The sequence below is a fragment of the Candidatus Cloacimonadota bacterium genome, from assembly GCA_020532355.1.
GTDB lineage: Bacteria > Cloacimonadota > Cloacimonadia > Cloacimonadales > Cloacimonadaceae > UBA5456.
Genome location: JAJBBD010000302.1, coordinates 1 through 2,970 on the forward strand (window position 1 = coordinate 1; position 2,970 = coordinate 2,970).

The window sequence follows — 2,970 nt, forward strand, 5'->3', positions numbered from 1 at the left end:
GTCGAACAAGATCACCATCTGAGAAGATGATGCGCACAATCGCCCGATTATGGCGTTTATCCATGCATCTTGCTTCATGCCTTGCTCGCTTTTCACCTCAAACCCTCTTCTACTGAGTTCTGGTAATCGCCTGATCGTAGTACATCAGCAGTTTGGGATCTTCTTCCAGCAATGTACTTGGTATGCGCTTTGCCACCAGGATGATGGTCTCATAATCCCGGTTTTGCCAGCAGTACTTGAATCCCGCTCGTACTGCTTCTGCTCTGATGACCTTGTATCTCTTGCCTGATAACAGATCTGCGGTGCTCTTAGGTAGATCTGGTATCTCGATTTGCAGATCACTCAGCTTCTTGGGCTTGTAGTCCTTGGGCAGATAAGTCCAGAACTCTTTTAGTAGCGCTTTCTCCCGCATCTGCTCCAGATCAGCCAGCTTGTTGGGATCTGGTACATACCACCGGTCTTTGGCTTTCGCTTTGAGTGCAGGATCATCTTTAGAGAGGTTCCTAAGTTCTTTCCAATTCGTGGATAGATAGGTGTGAATCTGGCTTGGGACATCACTCTTACTATCGTATTTGAGGAAGTTTTGATCAAGTATGGTGGAAAGTTCTAGTAGTGTTTCTTGCTTATTCCATGTTGACATAGCACTTTGGAAAGGTGTGTTAATCTCTTGATAAGTTTGAGGCTTGTCTTTCAGTAAATTGCGCAACCATTCTATTGCGGATACCTCATCCTCTATGAATATCTGAGACTGTTTTTCCAAATTGCTTTCCATGGTGTACTTGTCGTATATAAACACCTGTTCAGGAAGAAAATACAGCCCATCTCTACAAGAGTATCTTTGCTCGAGACCTTCTTGAAATTCATGACTGTCTAAGGAAACCCAGTATCCATTTTGCACATAATGGGATACCAACCTATCAAAAAGAATGCGGGGATCTCTTTCTTTATTTGGAATTAGTGTTTTCCCTACAGAGTGCTTTACAATGGGTAGTTTCGATAAGTGTTTGCGGATAAACTCCCATACACTATCATCTGTTTCATCACCTAAAAAATGAGTTTTCTTGAAACTATCATCAGGTTTGTAAGCTGTTATGATTAGATCTTTGATTACCGCCTTTCTACTCCTAATTGTGGCCATGCCACCTTGCTTTTTATCAAGAGATGAAACATCAGCGATAACAAAACCAGATTTCTCTATTGCTATTTGAAACGAGTTCCAAACAAATGCGCTTGTGTTCGAAAACTCAATAGTGATCCATCCTCCGAGTTTTAAGTAATTATGAGTCATTGACAAGCATCGTTCAATGAGTTCCCTATACTCATCATGACCCTTTCTTTGTATCGGATTCTCAATTGCTTCTTTCTGGTTGTTGGTAAAAACCCGAAGCCAACCCTCCCATAGGAAGCTAAGCTCAGAGTACATTATGTTAGCCCCAAATGGAGGGTCAACGAAAGTGTAATCCACACTACTAGACCTCATTTCTGGGAATTTGTCGGTGAGGGACTGACATGAGATAATGCAATTACCCGATGATAAATACTGCTGATATGCTCTCCATTGTGATTTTACTCTTTCCCTTAGTAATTGGATTATGGATGTTTCAATTGAAACTGATGGAGCATAAAGTGTACCCTTTCTGTGGCCGGCATTACAGCCTCCACCTCCAAAGAAGTAATTCTTTAAGTGTAGCTGGTTTAACTTTGTAGCTCTGTTTAATAATCCTGTTAACATAAATTTTGCTTGATGTGAAACAGCCAGAGAGTTTAATAAAGCTAAGGTGATGAGATTTCTGTTTGTATAGAAGTGATGAATACTTGAAAATCCATGGGATCTAATTGGTTGATTTGTATTATACCCTTCAGGTAGTTCATTTGCGGGATACCAGTAACTGGGATTTATGCTACTGATTCTTTCAATAATCTGAATGTCGAGTTTATCGGGACTCTTTTCATAGCTCTTACTTCCAACCGAATAGCTTATTAAAACAGGTACTTGTTTTGCAATTTTGGTTATACAATCTCTTTGCTCATTCAATGCGTTGTGGTTACTATAGGCTGTTGATTCATTTTCTACATGATGATCCCTGTGATTACTATTATCATTCGAAAACAGATAAGCTCTGTCCATAGATCTTTTGGTTAGTAACGCTTCACAATAAGGACATGGGAATTCATCCAAGACCATTCCTTTGTCTCTATCAACTGCCGCATCCCAGAATATGAATTCTTTCATACAGTTTGGACATACAAACACATCGCTCCATACAGTAAAATTTATCTTACCCTTGGTTTTGCCATCCGTATGAAGAGTCTCATACATCCAGCCGCATTCCTCTTCCACCTCTTCCAGAATGCGTTTTGCATCTCTTTCAAACTCCGCAAGATAAACCGGAGAGTTATAATTGGCTGCAATGAATGTAGCCGCTGGAGAGAGATCATTCAATATAGCTTTTCTTGCCCCCAGTTTGGAGAAAGGCTTGCCCTCTTCATCCAGGATTGTGCCGTCATCTTTAACAGTATATCCTAGAGATTCAATCACTTTTTTATCTCCACAGAGCTGAGCTGCTACCCCGGTCATGCCTGATCCGCAGAAACCGTCGAAGACGATGTCTCCCGGCTCAGTGTAATGCAGGATATAGCGCATGATCGCCTTGTGGGGCACCTTGGTGTGGTAGGAGTGAGCGTTGTATATGGGATCGTTCTTACCCTCACTCACGTCTGCTGCAAATGGTTCCCGGTGATACTCTTTCGGTCTCTCTCCTTTTTCCTTTTCCCACTCGGCAATGAAGTCATTAATCCAGGGATTGGGGCAAGCAGTGTAATAGGGAGGATCACTCAATGCGATGATATCTTCGTCTTTTCCGATGGGAAAGCCCTCGATTTGGCGAAATTCAGGGTCTTTCAGTTTCTCTCGCAAGAGTTCTCTGAAGTGTTCTCTGCGAGCATGCTCGTTTTCAAATACTTGTCCCA

At 41.8% G+C, this 2,970-nt stretch carries 1 protein-coding gene; it reads right to left on the reverse strand.

All coding sequences use genetic code 11. From position 1 onward, the window contains the following. Window positions 1–109 precede the first annotated feature (109 nt). Window positions 110–2,970 (reverse strand): site-specific DNA-methyltransferase (locus LHW48_10420; GenBank protein MCB5260861.1); only part of this gene is annotated, 2,861 nt, incomplete at its 5' end.